We start from the raw sequence: 23,962 nt of genomic DNA, 5'->3' as shown, positions 1-23,962 counted from the left end.
GTAGATTGAAAAATGACCCAGACTGAAACGGGCGCGGAGCGCGCTATGCAAATCAAGCTATATGGTAAGACTTTGGTCGCAGGCATCATCTGGAGACCGCCTGTCACTGTGTTAACACGTTCTCACATACGCAGAAATGGGATTGCCGCAGGGTTTACCTTGGCTGTCCGGCATCGTGTTGGACGAAGTATACAGGTCGGGTATGTATCAAAGGAGGCAGGAGTACCGGGTTGCTATTCATTGGCGGCTGTTCTGGCTAAAGCGGTGGATAAACCTAACTGGATAGGTGCGTTTCATTTGCCTGATGGACATTATGCATTGGTAGCGGTACATCAGGGCGCGATAATGGCTGGACGTGATTTGATCGGCACTCGTGAAGAGATCGAAACGAAATTGCGTGATACGGTGCAGTTGGTAGAGGGCGCCAATGGAGTGTGGAATGCGATTTATGCGCCGAAGGAGTTTGAATCGCCGTGGTTGGAGGTACCATTGGCGCAACTGTTGCCGCAGTCCGCGTTGAGAAAATCTGTTGGTCAGCTTGAGAGTTTAACCGGCGAAATGTCGAAGTACCAAATTAAGGTCTTTGCCATGACCGCAGGTACTGCGTTCTTGTTAGTTGGCGGTTGGTGGATGTGGCACATCTATAAGCAGAATACGGAAATAAGGGTACCGGATTTATCCAATGAGGTGGTGGAAGTTCCTCCGCCGCATCCGTGGCTTGCGCAACCGACAATGGCGTCGCAGTTTTCTGCATGGAATAAAGCTTTAGCCAAGGTTCCTTTATCGCTCGCGGGTTGGCAGATTGAAGTCATTATGCTGGATGCTAATGCGATTTCTGTGAGTTATCAGCGCCATGATGGGATGCCGATCAATGTTTTCCAGGTTGCTGCTATCAATATTTTCCGGGCTGGTCCGGTGATTTCCAATGGTGGGGAGCAGGCACAGGTATTGATACCGTTTGAGCAGTCGCAGAGTCATGATCAGGAAAACAACGACGATGTGTTGCAGTCGTCAGATCAGGCGCTGATTGAGCTGATGTCTTATTTTCAGGCGTTAGGTTTGCCGCCGCCAACGTTGACTGAGGATGCTTCCATTTTACCTCCCCCTCCGCCTCCTTTGCCGGAAGGCGAAACTCGCGTGTGGGCCAATCCTGATTGGCAAACTTATAACTGGACACTGACTTCTCAATTAGCGCCAGATGCACTGTTTTCAGGTAAGCCGCTCCCCGGATTGAGAGTGACCAGCGCCAGAATTGTGTTATCTGATGGTTTTCCTGAGTGGAAGCTGAGTGGAGTTTTCTATGCAAAAAATTAGCCAGCTTATAATCAGTCTATTTGTGGCGTCGGTATTTTCCCTGACCTATGCGCAAACATCATCTACTGAGTTACCGCCAGCTCAGACGAAGCGCCATGTTGAACAGAAGCCTGCATTGTCGGCGGCAACGACTGACAGCGTTGCTGCGCAACTGGAAAAGTTACAGACGGAGTTGATGTTACTTAAAGCTGAAACCGCAAGGGCAAATGCTCAGGCTGAATTCGATAAAATTTCCAGAATGGTGAATAAAAGAGATGCCGTTAATAATGGCTTGCCTCTGGTTAAGTCAATCTTCGGGCGCAATGGGGCTTTGACCGCTACGCTCCGGCTTCGTTCAGGCGGCATCATGGATGTGAAAGCAGGCGAACAGTTGCTGAATGGTTATAAAGTGGTTCGCATTGATACCGGGGGAGTGACTTTCTCCAAACAGGGGCGATTCTATGAGGTAGGTCTTACGGTTACCAATGATGCATCGTTGCTGGATAACCTTGACTTGATGGTCGCGCCGCCGTTGCCGTTAAGCCGTTAGTTACTGATGGGTGGAGATATTTATGGCAATAACATGCTCCGATCTGTTGTGTATGGTCAGGCAGGGTGCAAAAGTTTTATCTGCCTTGAGCGGCGTACTTGAAATAGAGTTAGCTAACCGCAGTTTGATATGTCTTGTTGAGTTACCTCAGCAGAAAGGGCAGTGCGTACTTGCCGTGTCTGCCTCCCACCGGCTTGATCCCCATGTGCTGGCTTATGAAGAGACGGTTAAAAGACATGGCCTTATCTATCAGACTGTCACTTGCGGCATGGGGAGCATATTGGAATTGTACCGTCTCAGTAAGAGCGAGAGTCATGGACTGGGAGGGAGTGAATCGGATGTTCAGCGTTATATCATTCGCTTAATCGGCGAAGCGACTGAGGAACGGGCGTCAGATTTGCATATCGTTGCTCGCCGTAATTATTGTGAAATCCGTTGCCGTATCGATGGTTATTTGCGGCCAATAGGACAACTGCGGCCGGAAGAAGGGTTGCGATTATGCGCGACTATCTATCAAAGTATGTGTGACGTGGCAGAGCCAACTTTTAAACCGATGCAGGCGCAGCGTGCGCGAATGAAAGATGAGTTTCTGGCCGAGTGCGGACTTTCCGGGGCGCGTATTAATACCCGTCCGCTCGATCGCGGCATGTTGATGGTGCTGCGATTGTTGTATGCGGACAGCCCCGGTACGGTGTGCACCTTAAGCGATCTCGGCTATTTGCCGGAGCAGTGTCAGATACTGGAAGAACTTATGGAGCATCGGGCTGGCGTGGTTCTTTTGTCTGGTGCTACCGGTAGCGGAAAGAGCACTACTTTGAAAGTTGTGATGCAGAAGATGATAACCGAGCAAGCCGGCATCCATCTGCTTACGCTTGAAGATCCTCCCGAATATGAAATTGAAGGCGCTAATCAATCTCCTATAACCGGAGATCGAGGTGATAGCATCATTGTCGAACAAGAATGGGCGATGGCAATTGCTGACGCGATGCGACTCGATCCTGATGTGATTATGGTCGGTGAGATACGCGACGCAGTGACGGCAAAGATGGCGTTTCGTGCCGCAATGACCGGCCATCTTATTTGGACCACGATACATGCAAACGATGCTTTAGCGATCTTGCCCCGCTTGCAGGATGAAGCTGTGATGGAGTCGCTATTAATGGATTCTCGGTTGGTGATTGGTTTGGTCAGCCAAGCGCTGATTCAGGTGTTATGTCCTCATTGTAAAGTTCCCCTGCAAGGGCATGAGCAAGAAGTCTCCGAGCGTCTGTTGAAACGACTGAATCTTTATTGTCAGCCGGAGTCGGTTTGTCTACAGGGAGAAGGTTGTGATCATTGCAAACAGTGCGGCACCTTGGGTCGAACAGTAGTCGCTGAAGTGATACGCACTTCCCCCGGCTTAATGCAAGCTTATCGAATGGGTCATCATCACGAAGCGACTCGATATTGGATCTCGGAGATGGCGGGATTAAGCAAGATCGACGCGCTTATTCGTAAAATAAATGACGGGATAATCGATCCCCGTGCCGCAGAACGTGTGATGGGGCCGATTATTCCTGCGATCCATCAAATAGAGTGAAACGCTATGTCCATGACCGATTTTGTTGAAAGACTGAACTATCAATTTGCTAAGATCCAGTTTGGTAATAAAGCGCGAATTCGTTTTTACGGGCATCTGATCATGATGCTGGAAAATCGTATCATGCTGATTGATGCATTACGTGAAATGTATAATATCGCCAGCAACGAAGGCCATAAACCCAACAATGGTTGTGCGTTGGTGCTAAGTAGTTGCTATGAATCTGTCAGTCAGGGCAGTACTTTGGCGGAGAGTTTACAGCGATGGATTGGTCCCAATGAAGTCGCGGTGATTGCTGCGGGTGAGCGTTCCGGCGACATACGTAGCGCTTTTATGGATGCGATCGCCATGATCGAAGCGGGTAGCAAGATCCGCAGTGCTGTTATTGGCACATCTATTTATCCACTTATACTCATCGGGATGATATGTGTCTTGCTGCATATTGTGGCTGGGAGTTTGGTGCCCAAACTGGCTGCTGTTTCTAAGCCGGAAACCTGGGATGGTGCGGCTTATACTCTTTATTTAATGGGAACATTTGTCAACGATTATGGATTTTATTCGCTGATATTGCTGGTGATATTGATCATTTTATTGTTGTTATCGCTATCTTTTCTGGGGGGGCGACTGCGAACGGCGCTTGACCGGTTTCCGCCGTGGTCATTGTACAGAACCATTCATGGCAGTATGTTCATACTGAATGTGTCATTGCTGATCCGTTCAGGGATGATGTTGCAATCGGCGCTGGAATTGCTGCTGGAACAGGCGGGTTCCCGCTGGCTGTATGTGCGTATCGCGGCTACGCTCGAACATATTTCAATGGGGGCTGGTTTTGGTGAGGCATTGCGCGATACCGGTTACCGTTTCCCGGATGACGAGGCGATCAGTTATCTGAGGTTATTGTCACGATTGCAGGGTTTTGATCAATCAATGGCGAAGTTTGCACGGCACTGGTTGGATGAAACGATAGTTAAGGTTCAGATAGTGACGCGTGGCTTCCTGTTGGCTTCAATTCTTATGATTGGCGGCATGTTGATGCTGGTGGTGACGGCGGTATCGGGTATTGAAAACGCTATTGAACAGTCGTTATCTATGCCATCTGTTTAATGTCGAGATTGATGATGAAAAATTTCTGCCATCAGAAAAGATCGCAATGGAACCGGGAAGAATGGTGTCAGAAATTTGTGAAGTTTCCGGGTTTATGAATGATCGTTACAATATGAATGTTTTGTGCTTACAAAGTAATGGATACTGTGAATTCAAACCACGTATTTAAAGTGTGACGTTACACATATCCCTGAAAATGATGATGAGAATATAAAAATAATAATAACAAATTTATCTATAATTTATTATTTTCTTCTATTAATTAAATATTTGTTATTTTTAAAATAATGATATTACAGGTTAAATAATTAAATGCTGCTGAATATTGATGTTTGTGATTAAGGAAGGTAATTGAATTTTAAATGTAAAAATACTGTGAATTATGTACAGACTCTCGGATAATTAAATGTAATGATATGAAGCGAATAAGGTTTTCTGTTCTGTTTTGCTGAGTTAACTAATTGATTAATATGATTATATTTTTTATAATTTTCATTAATTGCTAATGAATTATCTGGATATTATAAATGACAAAATTAATAGATTTAAAAGCACATAGCTTCTTTAATTTTTTGTAGCCCGGACAATATAGATTTAAGTCATTGTAAATTTGGCAAAAACCTACCAAATAATCCGGGCATGGATTTTTATTATATTTTTTAGACAAAGATATTTTGGCCGGCACGATAGTAAATAATCGATTCTGCCTTATCAAGTCTTTATTTTTCAAAAAGAAGTCCTCACTGATTTACCAAAACCAGACGCTATTCTTAAGCCGACGCAATATTACCGCAAATGCTTTGCTAATCGTTTATTCAAGTTATCTGGAGGTAAAGTGAAAGCCTCTTATTGCGTACTACTCAAAGAGTGTGTAGTACCTAATTTTATTTTTCCCTGGTGTTGCGCAGATTTTGTTATCGGGAATAGCACTCGCTTTATTGGCGGTAAAGTTTGTGCAACCCGAAGTACAGTTCGAAACAGTATTCGCTTGATCATCGAACGATCGGCTGCATTTAACGCGGTACGTAACGAAATTTCAACAGCCTCATTAGCATATGTTCGCATTTGTTGTTCATAATCTGAAATCGCTTTGATTAAATCTTCATGACCGGATGCTACCTGAGTCAGAGTCTGTGTGAGCAAAAGTGCGTCTCGAAGCGCTGTGTTCGCTCCCATTCCCACCATTGGCGTCATGTTGTGAATAGCATCGCCAAGGAGTGTGACAGCGCTGGAACGCCAGGGTAAGAGATGATCCATACTGCGTAACGGAATCACAGAGATGTTTTCCATATCACTCTGTTTAATTAGGGTATGCAGGTTTTGGTCCCATCCAGCAATACGGGTACAGATCAGATCACACAGAGATTCCGCGGGAAAATCGGTAATCGTATTCGGATAGCTATTCGTTGCCGCTGCGTAGGCCCACATGACGAAATCACCAATTTCTGTCGATGTGGACTTTACCTGGGTATTGATTGGAGCACGCCATAGAGAGACAAACAATCCACCAGAGCTTTTAGGCACGATATTGTTGGGCGACCCATCCAGCAAATATGGAGGCAATGAGTCAGCAAGAGCTTGGGTAAGGCGCACACGTCCAACGGTGAGTGTGACGCCAATGTCAAGCCTTTTTATCGCGGGGAGGTACTGCTTGCGTACTCTTGAATTGCTTCCATCTGCACCGATAAGAACATCAACATCTTCGTGACTTTTATCTGTGAAAAAAAGCCTGACTTTACCGTTTTGCATGTGTTCATAGCGCTCGAACGTTTTGTTCCATTGAACGGTATTTGATAGCCCCTCGTTTAGTACTTCTATAAGTTCAGATCTGCTGATTGACATCCGATCTTCGGTAATAATTTGTCCATCCTCTCCATGAATATTTCTCTGGGCCTCAAGAAGAAGATGTAGATGTTCATCATAGAATCTTGTCTGTCCACCGACAGGTTTTGAAATCTTTTTAAAGGTTAACCAGTTAGTTTCCGGTAGGCATTCCTGCATAGCCTGCTGGCCGAACGTATCGACGTAAATGCCATAACCGGGAAGTATGGATGATGTAGCAGAGCCACGTTCATAAACTTTCACTTTTATTCCATTTTTACGCAGGCCATGTGCCAGGCATGCACCACCAATCCCTGAGCCGATTATTCCAACGTTCATTTCTTTTTTCTCCATAAGTAGTACGATGTGATTCTGAAAGAATCATGGTGACTATAGCTGGCTAGGATCGCAGCCATCAGTCGTGTTACTGCTATAGTCTTAATAATAGTATACCGTACCGTTCGGTACCAATAAAAATTTAGGTTTTTTTACATGACAAATACACCTAAAGCCCAAACAGATCACAAAAGAACCCGTTCGTACTCTAGAATTTCAGGAGAACGAGTTAACGAGCTGTTAAAGATTGCTGCTCAGGTATTTGCAGAACGGGGTTTTGATGGTGCCAGTATCAATGAGATGGCGAAACGTGCTAATGCTTCGAAGGGAACCTATTATAGCCGATTCCCTTCTAAAGAAGAGCTGTTAGTCGCTGTCGTCAGGCAAAGAATAGAAGAAGTTGAAGTCGGTCTGGACAAGACGATGAACCGCGAACCAGATATTGGGAAAGCGTTAACCATTTTTGCAGAGGAAGTTCTCACGGCAATTCTCTCTGAGACAATGATCGCAAACTACCGAGTGGTAACGTTGGAGTCTCAACGTTTTCCGCAGTTGGGTAAGATCTATTATGAAAAGGGAGTCAAAAAGATCGTAGATTTTCTTGTCGAATATCTGGTACGAAAGGTGAAGGAGGGAAAATTGAACATAGTAGACCCGAAAATTTCCGCAGAGGTGTTTATCGATGGCATCATTGGAACGCCAAGGCTTAAGGCTACTTTGGGTATTGGTTTACCGACTCCAGAGGAAAAATCTCAGAGAATTGCCATCGCTGTTCAGTCATTTCTCGCTGTGTATGGTACGGTTTCGTGATAGTTACTTTGTAGTAAATTGGAAATTATCGTAGGAATGTCGTTGAATTAAGAGCCTGCCTGTTATCAGGTAGGTCTCTTCGCTGAAATTAAGAAAGCGGTTTGAATGCCTTGAATATAGATGAGGCGTTTTGGAGTCTTTTTTACTCTCTCTTTTTTACTCTTTTATGTTTGGTTTATTTGTGATTACTTATTCATTTCCTTTGTAGACAAATAGTTTACAATTTAACTAACTTATTGTTTTTCTTTAATCCGAGTCTGAATTTGTCATAATTAAAATTGATTTGTGAAGATATTCCGAAGGTGGGGATGTTGATATGGTAAGAAGAGTGATAAAGCCGCTGCGCGTTTCGGTTATTTGCAGTACATTGATGGCCACTGGATACGCTTTAGCTAATCATCAAAGTAAGCTGATTGAAGGTGATACGCAAAATCTATCGAAAATAGAGTCTGAAAAGATAGCTGAAACAACAACACTTAAACAAGTACAAATTCAAACTGCTACAATTTCAGAAACAGAGCGTCGTAAAATGCTGCGAAGCTGGATACCAGCGCAAATTAAGCCTGTTTTCTTTGACCAATTGGTTCGTTTGTACTCTGCCAATCAGATGCAACCTTTGTGGCAAGATAAAATTGCGGTTCAACGTTTTGAACAACAACTTTCAGAACTTGCATTGGCAGGGTTTCAGCCACAATTTGGCCAATGGCTGGCTGAACTCAATGATGCTCAATTGAGTGATAAGGGACGGGATCTCATCTTATCGGATGCTATGCTGGGCTATTTACAATTTGTTTCAGATGTCGGTCATCAGGGCCAACGCTGGTTCTATCATGCTACGCCATACAAAATTGTTTTACCTTCATCAGAAGTTATAGAGCAGTGGCAGCAAGCTATGGTCGATCACAATGTGGCTGCTTATGTCGCAGCATTGGCGCCACAGCATCCTCAATATGAAAATATGCGCAAGGAGATGATGAAACAATTGGCTGATAGTAAACCGTGGCCACAACTTTCTGACAAAAGTGCGCTAAAACCGGGGCAAAGTAGTTCTGATGTCGTTGTGTTGAGAGAAATACTTATTCGTCTTGGGATGTTGAGCGAACTGACAACTCAATCAGATCATGTCTACGATCCTGAACTAGTGACTGCGGTAAAAAATTTTCAGCATTGGCAAGGGTTGGCGCCGGATGGCGTAATTGGTAAACGCACAAGAGATTGGCTGAATACTTCCCCTCAAACTAGAGCCGGTTTGATAGCTCTTAATATCCAGCGCTTGCGTATTATCCCAAGCCATGTGTCTACAGGAATTATGGTCAATATTCCAGATTATTCATTGTATTATTATCTTAATGATCAGGAAGTGTTGGACTCGAAAGTGATCGTTGGTCGTCCAAGCCGTAAAACACCCATTATGAGTAGTGTGCTGAATAATGTGGTGATTAACCCTCCCTGGAGTGTGCCGACTAGCCTGGCAAGAAAAGATATCGCACCACGAGGGCTTGATGATCCCGGATATTTTCAACGGGGAGGGTACGTTATCTTTTCCAATTGGCGTGCGGATGCTAGTGTCATCGATCCTTACACGATTGATTGGAGCGTGATTACGCCTGCTAATTTTCCTTATCGAATATGGCAAGCTCCGGGACCGACTAACTCATTAGGCCGCTATAAATTTAATATGCCAAATTCGGATGCTATCTATTTGCATGATACGCCGAACCATAACCTGTTTAACAAAGACATCCGGGCGATCAGCTCTGGTTGTGTACGGATTAATAAGGCTTCAGAATTAGCGAATATGTTATTGGGAGATGTGGGGTGGACGCAAAACAAAGTGACTAATACCGTGAAACAGGGCAATACCGTTTATGTTAACATTCCACAGCGTATCCCAGTTTATTTGTATTATTTAACTGCTTGGGTAGATGAACAGGGGATTCCTCAGTACCGTACCGATATTTATGACTACGATAATAGTGTGGGACAAGGTTCCCAGTTTTTGTCAAAGTTGTTACCTTTACAAAACTAAATGCAACTAATTTCTGTTATTAGTTGTCACAGTGACCAGTGGCTTTTTCCATAACATAATCTGAGTAGATGTTTCTTCATGGATATAATTGATCATAATCGCCGTAAGTGGCTTTGTGTGGGGGCTGCTACTTTAGGCTTGAGTTTTTTGCCGGGGCATGCCTTTGCGACTCTAGCCACTCCACGGCCACGAATTTTACGTTTTGACAACTTACATACGGGTGAAACGATTAAAGCCGAATTTTTTGACGGCTATCGTTATAACAAAGAAGAGCTGGCCCGCTTGGATCATCTGTTTCGAGATTACCGTCAAAATAGAGTTAAGACTATTGATCCTAAATTATTTGATCAGATTTATTTGCTGCAAATGATGATGGGGATTAATAAACCTGTACAACTCATTTCTGGTTACCGTTCACTGGTAACCAACAATCAGTTGCGCAAGCAAAGTAAAGGCGTGGCTAGACAGAGTTACCATACTCGCGGGCGGGCGATGGATTTTCATATTGAAGGTATTGAGCTTAGCCGTATCTGCAAGGCGGCTCTGAAAATGAAAGCAGGAGGGGTAGGATACTATCCACACAGTAATTTCGTTCATATTGATACAGGTCCCGTCAGGACATGGTAATCTGGTGAGTAACTATTTTGTTTTGACTATGGAGTAAATGAAATAATGAAATACCAAATTATTCCTGTTACTGCTTTTATGCAGAATTGTACCCTTATTTGGAATGAAGAGAGTAAGGAAGCGGCAATTGTTGATCCGGGGGGGGAAGCGGCAAAGCTGATCGCCGAGATAGAACGTCGTGGTTTGAAGTTGACCCAGATTTTATTGACTCATGGTCATTTTGACCATGTTGGTGCGACGGCGGAAGTCGCTAAACATTTTAATGTGCCGATCTACGGGCCACAGCAGGACGATGCTTTCTGGATCGAAGGATTGCAAGCTCAAAGTCGAATGTTTGGCATTGAAGAGTGCCCATTATTTGAACCTGATCGCTGGTTAAATGAAGGTGATGAACTACGAGTAGGGGGGATTGATTTATCTGTATTGCATTGTCCGGGGCATACGCCAGGGCATGTTGTGTTTGTAAATCATGAAGATAAGCTGATTTATATGGGAGATGTTCTGTTTAAAGGGGGGGTTGGGCGTAGTGACTTCCCACGCGGTAATCACCAGCAGTTAATTAACTCAATTAAAGATAAACTTCTGCCACTTGGTGATGATTATGAATTTATTCCGGGGCACGGGCCAATGTCGACGTTAGGTTATGAGCGGCAGACTAATCCATTTTTACAGGATGAAGTACCAGGTTGGTGATGATCAACCCGTTCTATTTTTATTTTGATGTACTCAATAAAGTTAATATCGCAATTGTGTCGAGCGTCGAATCTTCTGAATGATAAAAGCCGCTGAAATTCAGCGACTTTTCATAGTGAGGTAAATGTTAACTTAGAGTACTGCAACAATGGCTTCACACAGTGGAGCCATGTTTTCCAGCGTCAAGCCAGCGACGTTAATACGACCGGAACTAACAGCGTATATACCAAATTCCTCACGCAGACGTTCTACTTGTTCTTTTGTCAAACCACTGAATGAGAACATACCATTTTGACTAATAATAAAGCTGAAATCCTGTTTTGCCCCTTTTTCTTGCAAGGTATTGACGAACAGTTGACGCATACGCTGAATACGTTCACGCATGGTGGTCAGTTCCTGTTCCCAAGCTGCTTTCAGATCTTCATTTGACAAAATGGTGGTGACAACAGATGCACCATGAGCAGGTGGGTTGGAATAGTTCGCTCGAATAATCGCTTTAGCCTGACTGAACGCTCTTTCGGCTGTATCACTGTCACTAGCGACAATGGTACAGGCGCCGACACGTTCATTGTACAGGCCAAAGTTTTTGGAGTAAGAGCTGGCAACAATCAGTTCATTGTGATTTTTCGCGAAAATGCGTAGGCCCTCCGCGTCTTCATTCAGGCCCTTGGCAAACCCTTGATAAGCGAAATCAAAAAGAGGCAACCAGCCTTTCTCCGCAGACATTTCTGCCAGCTTAGCCCATTGTGCCGGGGTGGGATCGATGCCCGTCGGATTGTGGCAGCAACCGTGGAACAAAACAACATCACCTGCCTGAACTTCAGACAGGCTTGTTAGCATGCCTTCGAAATTCAGCGCGTGTTTTTCAGCGTCATAGTATTTATATTCACAAACTTCCAAACTAGCGGCGGAAAAAACGTTTTTATGGTTTGGCCAGGTTGGGTTGCTGATCCACACCCGTTTAGCATTAGTCTGTTTGGCAATGAAATCCGCAGCAATACGTAAAGCACCTGTACCGCCAGGGCTTTGTGCTGTGCGGGCGCGTTTATCTGTGACGACTGGGTGATCTTTGCCAAACAGTAATTCTTGAGTTACGCGGCCAAATTCGGCTAAACCGCTAATTGGCAGATAATTCTTTGTTGTTTCGTTTTCCAGTAAATATTGTTCAGCTTGTTTAACACTATTTAGAACAGGGGTTTTTCCTGTTTCGTCTTTATAGACACCGATACCAAGGTTGATTTTATTTGTACGAGGATCAGAACGGAAACTATCGGCTAAACCAAGAATAGGATCGGCAGGCGCTGCTGTGATTTTCTCAAACATGTTTGTAATTCCAAAGCTCAGAGTTAAGCCCAAAAGGGTAGTCAGGTTAACGTTGCTAAAGCAGTTTGCCAACTATTTGTCGTGAAAAGAAGATAATCTTGTGAGGCAGTTTGCGGAGTGAGAAAAAGGAGGAAAACATAAGACTAAAAAAGCAGCACATAAGCGCTGCTTTCTCTTAATGATGCTTAACTTGTTCAGCCAAATCTATTTACCAACGGTAATTAGAATTGGTAAATCATACCTACGCCAACAACGTTGTCAGTGCTGATACCCATCTCTTTGGTGAATTCATTGCTATCCAACAGGTTGATTTTGTAATCAACATAGGTAGTCAAGTTTTTGTTAAAGTAGTAGTAACTACCAACAGAGATATATTTTACCAGATCGCGATTGTCGGATTCTTTCCCATCATGATCAATGTCACCAAACAGATTTTTACCTTTGGACTGAACGTATGCCAGAGATGGACGTAAACCGAAGTCGAACTGATATTGGGCGGTCAATTCGATGTTCTGGGTTTTGTTGGCGATATTTTCCCAGTTTACACCATCAACTTTTCCACCGAAGCGGGTCATGTTGCGGGTTTCACCGTACATGGCAGCTAGGTAGATGTTGTTAGCATCGTATTTAACACCAATGTTCCATGCTTCAGCGCGATCACCTAAGGCAGTGGAGCCAGTAGGTGTGTCTTTTTTACCTTTTTCTTCAATAACGTTAAAAGTAGTCTTTTGCGCAGAAGTACGAGCAGAGTTAGAGTATGCACCACCGACGCTGATACCGTAACCTACGTCATAGGTTGTAGCGAAACCGTAGCCATCACCGTTGTCTTTACGGTTGGCACGGCCATTAGTAGTATTGTCACTATTCTCACCCTGATATTGCAGAGCAAAATTCAGGCCATCGACTAGACCGAAGAAATCGGTATTACGGTAAGTCAACAGACCTGTAGAACGGCCAGTCATGAAATTGTCAGTCTGCGCCATTGAGTCGCCACCGAATACTGGCAACACGTCGGTCCAAGCGTTGACTTCATAAACTGCACCATAGTTACGGCCATAATTCATTGAACCGTAGTCGGACAGTTTCAAACCAGCGAAAGCCAGACGGGTTTTAGTTTCTTCGTCAGTACCTTCTGCACGGTTACCTTTGATATTGTATTCCCAACGGCCAAAACCGGTCAGTTGGTCATTAACTTGAGTTTCGCCTTTGATACCCAGACGGGCGAAGGAATTATCGCCATCTTCGCCGCTTTTGTTGTTAGCGAATTTGTGCTGGACTTCAACTTTACCATACAGATCCAGTTTGTTGCCGTCTTTGTTATAAATTTCAGCTGCATTTGCTGCGCCAGCAGCTAACAGAGCTGGGATTACTACTGCAAGAACATTGCGTTTCATCATTTATTATTACCCTCATTGGTGTTATTCGGACACCTGCCACTGCCAAAAATAATTCTTTAAAAATCTACGGAACTATTTGTGAGAGTTTAGTGTCGTCTGTTTCACTGTCAAGTGTTTCATTGGTTGCTATTTTTATCCACTCACAAAATGCGATAAAAAAGAAAATTTAGTAAAAATGTGAAACAAAGTGTTTCAAAATGTAAATGAGGGATTGTTTTTTGAACTCTGGTCTGTCCAGTTGATCAAAAAAGTGAAAAATGGATTGCAGTCAGTGGCGGAAGAAGATTACCCGTTTATTTTAATAAAAAGAGTAAAATATGATGTTTATTTCATCAATAATATCTCTTATATGTAACTTACTGATTATGCTTGTCGATGTGTTATATACCATTTTTTAACAGATACCTGATAATGATTATGCTTGAAAAAATGTAGTGCTCACTTTAAGCGAGCACTATAACATGTTAATTGGATCTCCTATTAACCTGCCTAATTTATATCAGACTGTTAGAATTGATATACCAAACCTACACCTACCGCGTTATTTGTGTTGACATCGAGATGTTTGGTGTAGAAGTTGTCATGTACTAAGTTGATTTTATAATCAACATAAGTGGATAAATTTTTGTTAAAGTTATAATAAGAACCAATAGAAATATATTTTACCCAGTCCTGATGAGTGAAAAAAGTTGTTCCTCTGGATTGAACATATGCCAGAGATGGACGCAGACCAGAATCAAACTGATATTGGGCAGTTAATTCAATGTTGCGGGTTTTTGCGGAGACGAAATCTTGGTAGCCGAAAGAGGTCATATTGTGAGTTTCACCATACATGGCGGCCAGATATAGGTTGTTTGCATCATATTTGGCGCCAATGTTCCATGCTTCAGCTCTTTCACCGCGAGCGACAGAAGTAACGAGCCTTTCATGTGTAATAGGGCGGTCAGCATTGGAGTAGGCTCCCCCTACGCTGATACCATTGCCGATATCGTAAGTAACAGAGAGACCGAAGCCGTCGCCGTTACTACCACCATTGGGCTTAATGAGATCACCGCGCTTACGAATTGAATTGCGGCGGTTGTTGCTGTTTTCGTCGTTCTTACCTTGGTATTGCAGGGCGAAGTTCAGACCGTCAACCAGACCAAAGAAATCCGTATTGCGATAAGTCAAGACACCAGTAGCACGATTAGTCATGTAGGTGTCAGCCTGCGACATGGAGTCTGCACCAAATACTGGCAGTACGTCGGTCCAGGCATTGACGTCATAGAGAACGCCGTAATTACGGCCATAATCTAGAGAACCATATTTGGCAAATTTTAAGCCAGCAAAGGCTAAACGAGTTTGGTTCCCTTCGGAATTGTTTGCCTCAGCCTTGTTAGCTTGGATATTGTATTCCCAACGGCCATAACCCGTTAATTGGTCATTGATTTGGGTTTCACCTCTGAAGCCCAAACGAATGTAGCTTGCATCACCATCTTCACTATAGATAGGGGATTTATCTGATCTTTGGGTAATTTTAGAGAATTGATGACGCGCATCAACTTTGCCATAGATATCCAGTTTATTACCGTTTTTGTTATAAATTTCAGCGGCATTTGTTACACCAGCAGTCAACAGCACTGGGATGACCACGGAAAAGATACTACCCTTCATTATTGTTACCTTCATTTAATTACAATTGTTAATTACCGTCATTGGTGTTATTCGGACATCTGTTACTGACAGAAATAATTCCTTTAAGAAACTCGTTGAAATTATTTATGAAAATATCGTGATGTCCGAGTCGGGGCACAGTTTTTCATTAGCCGTGGACTTTATCTATCATTTAATTGATACAAAGTGACGATTTTTGTAATAAAGTGAAAATAATATATTGCAAAATGTAAATGGAATGGGGTTTTTGATCGTATCTTGAATTTGAAGAATAAAAAAAGCCAGCTTTTGCTGGCTTTATACATAATGATTTTTTAATGTTTTTTTTACGCAATCATTAGAAGTTTGCGCTTCTTGGCGTACGCGGGAATGGGATGACATCACGTACATTTGGCACGCCAGTCACGTAAGCAACCAGGCGTTCAAAGCCCAGTCCAAACCCTGAATGAGGTACGGTGCCATAACGACGCAGATCACGGTACCACCAGTAATCTTCTTTATTAAGCCCCATCTCTTCCATACGTTTATCCAGCATATCCAGACGCTCTTCACGCTGTGAGCCGCCGATAATTTCACCAATGCCCGGTGCAAGTACATCCATTGCCGCGACAGTCTTACCGTCGTCGTTCATTCGCATATAGAAGGCTTTAATATCTTTTGGATAGTTTTTCACGACAACTGGAGCTTGGAAATGTTTCTCGGCCAGATAACGTTCGTGTTCTGAAGAGAGGTCAACTCCCCAGAAGACTGGGTTTTCAAATTTCTGGCCGCAGTTTTGCAGAATTTCAACGGCATCAGTGTAATCAATCTGAGCAAAGTCAGAAGTGATAAATTTTTCCAGGCGGGTGATGACATCTTTATCTACGCGTTCAGCGAAGAATTGTAGATCATCAGCGCGCTCTGCCAATGCGGCTTTGAAAACATATTTCAGCATCTTTTCAGCCAGTGCAGCGGCATCGTTGAGGTTGGCGAAGGCGATTTCCGGTTCAAGCATCCAAAATTCTGCCAGATGGCGGCTGGTATTAGAGTTTTCAGCACGGAAGGTCGGACCGAATGTGTAAACTTTGCTTAATGCACAAGCATATGCTTCACCGTTCAATTGCCCGGATACGGTCAGAAAAGCTTCTCGGCCAAAAAAATCTTGGTTGAAATCCACTTCACCTTTGTCAGTTAACGGCAGATTTTGCAGATCCAGCGTAGAGACGCGGAACATTTCGCCGGCGCCTTCTGTATCCGCGGCCGTAATCAACGGGGTGGAAACCCAGAAGTAACCATTTTCATGGAAGAAACGGTGTAATGCTTGAGCAAGAGTATGGCGCATACGAGCAACGGCGCCAATCAGGTTGGTACGAGGGCGCAGGTGAGCGACATCACGCAGGTATTCAATACTGTGGCGTTTCGCGGCCATTGGATAGGTATCAGGATCTTCAACCATGCCGATCACCACGACTTGGGTCGCTTGTAGTTCAAAATTCTGCCCTTGACCTAGGGAAGCAACGACTGTCCCTGTTACTTCGACAGAACAGCCGGTAGTTAAATGCAGAATTTCATCCTGATAATTAGGCAAATTATTATTAACGACGGCCTGTAATGGATTAAAGCAGGAACCGTCATAGACGGCGAGGAAAGAGATGCCAGCTTTAGAATCTCTCCTTGTACGTATCCAGCCGCGAACGGTGACTTCACTATCAACCGCAACCCGGCCTTGCAGTACGTCGACTACAGGCGCTACGCTCATAGATTTCTCTCTTCTTTATATATCAGTTCAGGTTTGTGAAATTGAATATCCCCACAAGGGGCGACTTATTCTATGTTACTTGCCCTGTTTCAGGAAACAAGAGGAAATCATCAATTTAAACGGTGAAATAGAGGGGAAAGGCGTTTTTCAGATGTGCTGCCGCGTTATTTGCAGCAGCACAGGGGTATTTTGGCATGAAACTTGGGTTAACAAGCTTGTTTAACCTGAGGTATATCAAAAGCCGCACGTAGCTTGTTAACAAACTCGTTATCTTCACAAATGGTTTTGCCAGGGCTATCTGAAAGCTTTGCGACCGGTTTGCCATTACATTCAACAAGTTTGATGACGATATTCAGTGGCTTAACCCCTGGAATATTACAGGTGAGTTGCGTACCGATACCGAAGGTCAGGTTTATTCTTTTGTTGAAATGACGATAGAGCGCTAGCGCTTTTTGGAAATCCAAGCTGTCAGAGAACACCAGCGTTTTTGTCATTGGGTCGATATCCAGTTTTTGATAGTGGGCGATTGCTTTTTCGCCCCATTGAACGGGATCACCCGAATCATGACGTAAACCTTGATAACTTTTGGCAAACTGGGCATCAAAGTCCCGCAGGAAAGCGTCCATTGTAATACAGTCGGTCAAGGCAATGCCTAACTGGTTAGGATATTCTTTTAGCCAACTTTGTAATGCTTCTCGTTGGCTGTTAGCCAGATCCGGGCTGATTTGCTGATGAGCTTGAAACCACTCATGCGCCTGTGTACCAACCGGAGGGAGTCCAAGCTGTTGTGCAAGTTGATAATTGCTAGTGCCAATCAGGTAAGGGAAATGCTGTTGCAGCTCACTGACGATAGCGTGTTGAACATTGTGTGAGAAACGCCGGCGTGTACCGAAATCCATCAGTTTGAAACTGGAGAGATCGACTCCTTCATTTTCAGCATTTTGATAGAACAGTTTGATCAACTTGCGTAACTGATTAACTGCATTTTCCACTGTATTATCTGGTGAGTGATAGCGATGAACTAATTCACTAATTAGCGCCAGTAATGGAACTTCCCACATAATGACTTCATGCCATAATCCTGAAATACGGATAGCTAATTGGCCGCCGTTTGTAACAGAAATATTGACTTGCTGTGGGTTAAAACGAAAAGTTTTTAACCAATCCAGATAGTCAGTCTTGAAAAAAGGCAGACTGGAAAGGTAATTAAATTCAGCATCGGTTAATGCCAGATCAGCCATCGTATTAACTTGATAACGTAATTCTGTGGCATATTCACCTAGCAGTTCATCGCCGCGGCATCGAAATTCTGCAACAACAGGCATGTTGTTGTAGCGGTGATACACTGCTTGTTGCATATGAAGTTTATAAGCGTCAGTATCAAGCAGTGATTTTATAATTGGGGTAGCGTCTAGTGTCATAGCGCGTTATGCATCCTCACGGAGCGTATTCGTATTAGCTAAATCGATAAAGTGGGAAGAGTATACCGGGATTATTTTGTTATTGAAGTCGCATAACATCATATAGTTCACCAAAATATCGAAGTTAAACAGGGCCTTTGGTCAAATGTTATCATGTTATTTGATCATTAGGTGATGACAAGCACCAAAGAATAAACATATTTCTTACACAACATCATACTCGTTCTTAATGAATGTTTAACGTCAGAAGGTGCGTTATTCACTCTTGAAATTCAACCTCTTTCTATGGCAGCGTAAGGCTTGGTATTGAATTAATTCTATCAGGCATGAAACAAAAAGGTTTCTTATGACACAACAGCGACAAGCTAAGTACCGCCGGGATTATCGCGCTCCCGACTATACGATTTCTGATATTGAACTCGATTTTAATCTTGATGCCGATAACACGGAAATCACCGCAATCAGCCAGATAAAACGTCTGAGTCATGAAATAACGCCATTAGTGTTGGATGGTGAAGATTTGACACTGAAAAGTCTTCATGTGAATGGTCAACCGTGGGCGCATTACCGTGAACAGGAGGGGACACTGGTTATTGAACAGTTGCCGGCTCAGTTCATTTTGAAAATTGTTAATGAGATCCATCCATCGAACAATACGGCGCTGGAAGGGTTGTATGTTTCTGGCGATGCGCTTTGTACCCAGTGTGAAGCGGAAGGGTTCCGCCACATTACTTACTATCTCGATCGTCCTGATGTATTGGCTCGTTTTACAACGCGTATCACAGCCGATAAAGCCAAGTATCCGTATCTGCTTTCAAACGGTAACCGGGTTGAGCAGGGAGAAACCGATGATGGGCGTCATTGGGTGAAATGGCAAGATCCATTCCCGAAACCATGTTATCTGTTTGCTCTGGTCGCGGGTGATTTTGATGTGTTGCGTGATACTTTTACGACGCGTAGCGGCCGTGAAGTTGCATTGGAGCTGTTTGTTGATCATGGCAATCTCGATCGGGCTGATTGGGCAATGACTTCTCTGAAAAATTCCATGAAGTGGGATGAAACCCGTTTTGGCCTTGAGTATGACCTCGATATTTATATGATTGTCGCGGTGGATTTCTTTAATATGGGCGCTATGGAGAATAAAGGGCTGAATGTCTTTAACTCCAAATATGTGCTGGCAAAGTCTGAAACTGCGACTGATAGAGATTACCTTAATATAGAAGCTGTGATCGGCCACGAATATTTCCATAACTGGACCGGGAATCGCATTACTTGCCGCGATTGGTTCCAATTGAGTTTAAAAGAGGGATTGACGGTATTCCGTGATCAGGAATTTAGCTCTGATCTTGGCTCTCGTTCTGTTAATCGAATTAATAATGTGCGTGTGATGCGTTCGGCGCAGTTTGCAGAAGATGCCAGCCCAATGGCTCATCCAATTCGCCCGGATAAAGTAATTGAGATGAATAATTTCTATACCCTGACTGTGTATGAGAAGGGCGCGGAAGTTATTCGTATGATTCATACCTTGCTAGGTGAAGAGCGATTCCAGGCAGGGATGCAGCTTTATATTCATCGCCATGATGGCAGTGCTGCAACATGTGATGATTTTGTTCAGGCGATGGAAGATGCGTCAAATGTGGATTTATCACTTTTCCGTCGTTGGTATAGCCAGTCTGGTACTTCAGTACTGACAGTTCGCGATGAATATGATGCAGAAAAGCAGCAATATAAGTTGCATGTCAGTCAGATGACACCACCTACCGCCGATCAAAAAGAGAAACAGTCTCTGCATATTCCTCTGGATATTGAGTTATATGACAGTAAAGGTCATGTGATTCCGCTACGTTATGATGGTCAACCGGTTCACCATGTATTGAATGTGACTAATGCAGAACAGACGTTTGTATTTGATGATGTGCCGTCGCTGCCGGTTCCCTCTTTATTACGGGAATTCTCAGCGCCGGTGAAACTGGATTACACATTCAGTGATCAGCAATTGGCATTCCTGATGAAACACGCTCGCAATGCGTTTTCACGTTGGGATGCGGCTCAGTCTCTGATGGCAAACTATATCAAATTGAACGTTATCCGTTATCAGCAGAAGCAGCCGATCGAACTGCCAATGCATGTGGTGGATGCTTTCCGAGCGGTGTTATTGGATAAAGAAATTGATCCGGCTCTGGCGGCTCATATTCTGACTTTACCATCAGAAAGTGAGATGGCGGAGCTGTTTACGATTATCGATCCTAAAGCGATTCATGAAGTTCTGGATGCAATCACTCGTACTTTGGCTCAGGAAATGGCTGATGAGTTTGCGGTGGTTTATAACGCTATCAATATTGGCGCATACCGCGTCGCTCATCAGGATATCGCTAAGCGCTCTCTGCGTAATATCTGTCTATATTATCTGGCTTTTGGTCATCAAGAGCAGGCTGATAAAGTGGTATCAAACCAATACCATCAATCTGACAATATGACTGATGCACTGGCGGCATTATTTGGTTCGGTGCTGGCGGTGTTGCCTTGCTGTGATCACCTCATGGCGGAATTTGATGAGCGATGGCATCAGGATGGCCTGGTGATGGATAAATGGTTTGGCTTACAGGCAAGTAGCCCGGCGGCAGATGTTTTGGCTAATGTGCGTAATCTTCTGAATCATCGTTCATTTAGTATCAGTAACCCAAACCGGGTGCGTGCCCTGATCGGGACATTTGTTAATAATCCAGTTGCATTCCATGCTGAAGATGGCAGCGGTTATCAATTCTTGGTGGAAATTTTGACTGATCTTAACAGCCGTAACCCGCAGGTTGCTTCCCGTTTGATTGAACCGCTGATTCGCCTGAAACGTTATGATGAAAAACGTCAAGACATGATGCGTAGTGCGTTAGAACAGTTGAAAGAGTTGGAAAATCTGTCTGGTGATCTGTTTGAAAAAATTACCAAGGCGTTAGAAAGCTGATAATTATTTATTGGGTTATCGGGCTAATGGTTATTAGCCCGATTTATCTTCTGGATAATAAATTTCTTCTTGCAAGCATTGGGTTGGAAGTAAAATACAATGGTCAGTATCTCATGGTAAAACTGATATGTGGTTAATTTTTATGTCTCTATGGTATTATCGTTAATTTAAGGGCGGTCAACCAACCAGTAACTTTAGAGGATAAAAGAATGGCTTTACTTACAATGGATACACATACAGCAGTTAAGGCACTCAAAGCGTCTGGTTTTAACGATGAGCAGTCTGAAAAAATCGTTGAAGTTATTACAGAACTGCAAAATATAAGTGTTGCCGCCAAAGCAGATCTAACAGTTGCTACTGAGAGCATTAAAACCGATATTGGTACTATAAAAACAGATTTAGATTGGATTAAGAAACTGACATTAGCAGTTGGTATTGCTGTTGTTATTGCGGCATTGAAATACATTTTTATTGGTTGATGCTGGATACTTGTAGTATGAAAATTGCTCGAGATATTAAAGGCATCCATTGGTTTGCTCCCTTTTGAGTTGTTCGAGAGAAGCAAAGTATCTTGGGCAAAAACGTCAACGGTTGTAGTCACTAGTGTATTCTTGTTATACCAATGCATTTTCCCGACTCTCACGCGCAACATCTGGGAGAGATTTGCTCCTAATTAGCATATTTCTGTAGATTCAGCCCGTATTATTCGGTTACTCTACCTGCCTAAATATTTTTAGGATTAAAAATGAGCTTTTTTAGTTCAAAAATTTCTAAGTGGCACATGAATGTGTATAGTTTTACTTTTATAATTTAATGTTTATAAATTAATTAATAGGTTCAGAATTATGTGCTACCCACTAGTCAGGAAAGCGTTGTTCCAACTTGATCCGGAACGGGCGCACGAATTAACCTTCCGCCAACTTAAGCGTATTACCGGTAGTCCTTTCGAGTTTCTGATCCGCCAGTCAGTTGCGACGAAGCCTGTTACTTGTATGGGTTTATCGTTTAAAAATCCCCTCGGTCTGGCTGCGGGCCTTGATAAGGATGGCGATTGTATTGATGCATTTGGTGCAATGGGATTTGGTTTTATTGAAATTGGCACCGTAACCCCACGCGCTCAGGCAGGAAATGATAAGCCGAGATTATTCCGTATCGTTGAAGCAGAAGGGTTAATTAACCGTATGGGCTTCAATAATCTTGGTGTTGATAACCTGGTAGAGAATGTTAAAAAGGCAAAATATGGCGGCGTTATTGGGATAAATATTGGCAAAAATAAAGATACACCAGTAGAGCATGGAAAAGATGATTATCTAATCTGCATGGATAAGGTTTATCCTCATGCTGGCTATATCACAATTAATATCTCTTCACCTAACACACCTGGCTTAAGAACGTTGCAATACGGCGAAGCGTTGGATGATCTGTTATCGGCGATTAAAAATAAACAGAGTGAACTTCAACAAAAATACCAGAAATATGTTCCTGTTGCGGTAAAAATTGCGCCAGATCTTTCTCAAGAAGAGTTGATTCAAATTGCAGATAGTTTAATTCGTCATAATATCGATGGTGCTATTGCAACTAATACAACGTTAGACAAGAGATTAGTTGAAGGACTTAACTATTGCCTACAAGCTGGTGGGTTAAGTGGTCGGCCGGTCCAGTTGCGTAGTACAGAGATTATTCGTCAGCTCTCTCAGGAATTAAGCGGTAAAATTCCCATTATCGGTGTTGGTGGAATAGATTCACTTGTCTCTGCCAGAGAAAAAATAGCAGCGGGGGCTTCTTTAATACAGATTTTCTCTGGATTTATCTATCATGGTCCAAAATTAATCAAAGATATTGTCAATCATATCTAAATCTTGCTGTTAATTTATCATTGGGGGTTTATTTTTGCCCCCAACTCATCTATATTTGCTCTGAACACCTAAATTTTACCTGTATCTTCGCGTGTCTTTTAATTATGGCAGGGTTTATTTCACTGAATAGCGGAAAAGTTATTTACAATCTGTTTGGCGACGTAAGTTTTTCTGGCATAAAAGGATAACTCATGAACATTAAACCCGATGACCAATGGCGCTGGTATTTTGATACTGACCATGACCGTGTAATGCTCGACCTGTCTAATGGTATGGTTTTTCGTTCCTGTTTTCCTGCGAAGATGCTGACACCTTATGCAATGGGAGAAACTTCATTTTCTGTAGAAGATGCGACGCTTTATTATTGTTTTGAAGAACAGACACGCCGAATTAATATTTCAGATGAATCCAGGGCTGAATTAATTCTTAATGCGTTAGTGGCTTTTCGCTTTATTAAGCCACAGATGCCAAGAAGCTGGTATTTTTCCCGTTTTGCCATGATAGAAAAGCCGGTACAAGGCGAGCTAATTCAGGTACGGCTCCAGGATTACGGGGCAGATGCTGTATTCTTGGTCGTAGAGGCCGGGGATAGTGCGAGCCTTTGTCTGTTAGCTCAACAGCAATTAACGTTATCTGATCGGGTAATGAATTTTTGCGATCCGATTAAGATTATGAATGATCGGTTGATGCCATTTGTGGAACCTGTTTGTATGCCAATTTATGGCACTGCGGTTTGATTTAGGGTGATTATGGGTAAGTCACTTTTTTCTGTG

Annotated in this window: 18 protein-coding genes; 12 read left to right on the top strand and 6 right to left on the bottom strand. The window is 43.2% G+C overall.

Annotation, left to right across the window (positions count from 1 at the left end; translation table 11 throughout):
* Positions 1-12 precede the first annotated feature (12 nt).
* Genes pilO2 through Phpb_RS13460 form a run of 4 tightly spaced genes read left to right on the top strand, consistent with a single transcriptional unit; the run spans position 13 to position 4,526 of the window.
* The gene (pilO2, locus tag Phpb_RS13475; RefSeq protein ID WP_065390772.1) at positions 13-1,314 is read left to right on the top strand and encodes a type 4b pilus protein PilO2; all 1,302 of its coding nucleotides are present in this window, start codon (positions 13-15) and stop codon (positions 1,312-1,314) included.
* Positions 1,301-1,843 (top strand): type IV pilus biogenesis protein PilP, encoded by a 543-nt coding sequence (pilP, locus tag Phpb_RS13470; RefSeq protein WP_065390771.1) that lies wholly within the window; start codon positions 1,301-1,303, stop codon positions 1,841-1,843. The genes pilO2 and pilP overlap by 14 nt, the downstream gene beginning before the upstream one ends.
* A 22-nt stretch (positions 1,844-1,865) precedes the next feature.
* Positions 1,866-3,422, top strand: coding sequence for a GspE/PulE family protein (locus Phpb_RS13465; RefSeq protein WP_065390770.1), 1,557 nt, complete (start codon positions 1,866-1,868; stop codon positions 3,420-3,422).
* Between the two features lie 6 nt (positions 3,423-3,428).
* Complete coding sequence (locus tag Phpb_RS13460; RefSeq protein WP_065390769.1) at positions 3,429-4,526, top strand: type II secretion system F family protein; 1,098 nt, start codon at positions 3,429-3,431, stop codon at positions 4,524-4,526.
* 846 nt (positions 4,527-5,372) lie between these two features.
* On the opposite strand, the gene Phpb_RS13455 is transcribed toward Phpb_RS13460, so the two are convergent.
* Positions 5,373-6,686, bottom strand: coding sequence for an FAD-dependent oxidoreductase (locus Phpb_RS13455; RefSeq protein WP_065390768.1), 1,314 nt, complete (start codon positions 6,684-6,686; stop codon positions 5,373-5,375).
* Positions 6,687-6,839: 153 nt separating this feature from the next.
* On the opposite strand from Phpb_RS13455, the gene Phpb_RS13450 reads away from it, so the two are divergent.
* From Phpb_RS13450 to Phpb_RS13435, 4 genes are all read left to right on the top strand, one after another.
* Positions 6,840-7,493 (top strand): TetR/AcrR family transcriptional regulator, encoded by a 654-nt coding sequence (locus Phpb_RS13450; protein ID WP_065390767.1) that lies wholly within the window; start codon positions 6,840-6,842, stop codon positions 7,491-7,493.
* A gap of 316 nt (positions 7,494-7,809) precedes the next feature.
* On the top strand, positions 7,810-9,522 hold the full coding sequence (gene ldtD / locus Phpb_RS13445) for a L,D-transpeptidase (RefSeq protein WP_065390766.1): 1,713 nt from the start codon (positions 7,810-7,812) through the stop codon (positions 9,520-9,522).
* A 78-nt stretch (positions 9,523-9,600) separates the two neighbouring features.
* The gene (gene mepK / locus Phpb_RS13440) at positions 9,601-10,149 is read left to right on the top strand and encodes a peptidoglycan L,D-endopeptidase MepK (protein ID WP_049585326.1); all 549 of its coding nucleotides are present in this window, start codon (positions 9,601-9,603) and stop codon (positions 10,147-10,149) included.
* 45 nt (positions 10,150-10,194) lie between these two features.
* Entirely contained in the window at positions 10,195-10,842 is a 648-nt protein-coding gene (locus tag Phpb_RS13435) for an MBL fold metallo-hydrolase (protein WP_065390765.1), read from the top strand.
* Positions 10,843-10,974: 132 nt separating this feature from the next.
* On the opposite strand, the gene Phpb_RS13430 is transcribed toward Phpb_RS13435, so the two are convergent.
* From Phpb_RS13430 to pncB, 5 genes are all read right to left on the bottom strand, one after another.
* Positions 10,975-12,165, bottom strand: a complete 1,191-nt coding sequence (locus tag Phpb_RS13430; protein ID WP_065390764.1) for an amino acid aminotransferase — start codon at positions 12,163-12,165, stop codon at positions 10,975-10,977.
* A 221-nt stretch (positions 12,166-12,386) separates the two neighbouring features.
* On the bottom strand, positions 12,387-13,562 hold the full coding sequence (gene ompC / locus Phpb_RS13425; protein ID WP_065390763.1) for a porin OmpC: 1,176 nt from the start codon (positions 13,560-13,562) through the stop codon (positions 12,387-12,389).
* A gap of 507 nt (positions 13,563-14,069) precedes the next feature.
* Positions 14,070-15,215, bottom strand: coding sequence for a porin (locus Phpb_RS13420; protein ID WP_065390762.1), 1,146 nt, complete (start codon positions 15,213-15,215; stop codon positions 14,070-14,072).
* Between the two features lie 337 nt (positions 15,216-15,552).
* On the bottom strand, positions 15,553-16,953 hold the full coding sequence (gene asnS / locus Phpb_RS13415) for an asparagine--tRNA ligase (RefSeq protein WP_065390761.1): 1,401 nt from the start codon (positions 16,951-16,953) through the stop codon (positions 15,553-15,555).
* 206 nt (positions 16,954-17,159) lie between these two features.
* A complete protein-coding gene (gene pncB / locus Phpb_RS13410; protein WP_065390760.1) occupies positions 17,160-18,374 on the bottom strand; it encodes a nicotinate phosphoribosyltransferase in 1,215 nt (404 codons plus the stop codon).
* Between the two features lie 346 nt (positions 18,375-18,720).
* On the opposite strand from pncB, the gene pepN reads away from it, so the two are divergent.
* From pepN to Phpb_RS13390, 4 genes are all read left to right on the top strand, one after another.
* Positions 18,721-21,333 carry an aminopeptidase N gene (pepN, locus tag Phpb_RS13405; protein WP_065390759.1) on the top strand — a complete coding sequence of 871 codons (2,613 nt, stop codon included), beginning with the start codon at positions 18,721-18,723 and terminating at the stop codon, positions 21,331-21,333.
* 209 nt (positions 21,334-21,542) lie between these two features.
* Entirely contained in the window at positions 21,543-21,812 is a 270-nt protein-coding gene (locus Phpb_RS13400; protein ID WP_065390758.1) for a CCDC90 family protein, read from the top strand.
* Between the two features lie 366 nt (positions 21,813-22,178).
* Entirely contained in the window at positions 22,179-23,189 is a 1,011-nt protein-coding gene (gene pyrD, locus Phpb_RS13395) for a quinone-dependent dihydroorotate dehydrogenase (protein ID WP_065390757.1), read from the top strand.
* A 191-nt stretch (positions 23,190-23,380) separates the two neighbouring features.
* A complete protein-coding gene (locus Phpb_RS13390) occupies positions 23,381-23,926 on the top strand; it encodes a cell division protein ZapC (RefSeq protein ID WP_065390756.1) in 546 nt (181 codons plus the stop codon).
* Positions 23,927-23,962: the final 36 nt, after the last annotated feature.

The organism is Photorhabdus namnaonensis, from assembly GCF_001684335.1.
GTDB classification, from domain to species: Bacteria; Pseudomonadota; Gammaproteobacteria; order Enterobacterales; family Enterobacteriaceae; genus Photorhabdus; species Photorhabdus namnaonensis.
Note: the sequence above shows the minus strand (reverse complement) of the source record. Positions and strands in the feature narration are given on the sequence as shown.